Annotated in this window: 1 pseudogene; it reads left to right on the forward strand. The window is 45.9% G+C overall.

The features are described from left to right. Window positions 1-11 precede the first annotated feature (11 nt). Window positions 12-549: pseudogene (locus R7Q46_RS29485) on the forward strand (GGDEF domain-containing protein); the annotation flags it as partial.

A 549-nucleotide genomic window follows, 5' to 3' on the forward strand; every position in this document is an offset into this window, starting at 1 on the left:
AGGGATAGAAGATGTCGACATTGGCCGGGGCGCGCCTAGAAGAAATGGCGGATATCCGCTCGACGAGAAAAAAGAAAATCGTTTTTCTGTGTTCTAGCATTGCCGCCACACTATTGGTGTACGGCGCTATCGTCCAATCGCTCGAAAATCATTGGGGGTTAAGCGTTTTGCATGCCTTCAGTGCCATCGCCTGCTTAGGAATCTGCTATCTCATAAAAGTACAAAGGCATCACAAATATGCCGATTTACTGCTCAGCGCCGTCATCATGTTTGAGGGGTTATTACTGCTTCTTTTTAATGATGCTCCCTCCGGAAAGTTATTGTGGCTCTACCCCATCGTCGCAACCATCATTTTGATTAACGAGTTCAAAGTCGGTTTACTCTTTAGCGCTACCTACATGATTTTGGTTTTCTTTGGCATTACGTTTTTAGACGGCTTACCGGCCACTGGCGATATGATCGAACGCCGATTCATGTTCACCTTGATAGCCATCAGTTTTGTCTGCCATACCTTCTCCTACTACTACGCAAAAGTCGTCAGCTACATTC

This window comes from Vibrio sp. 811 (assembly GCF_033339195.1).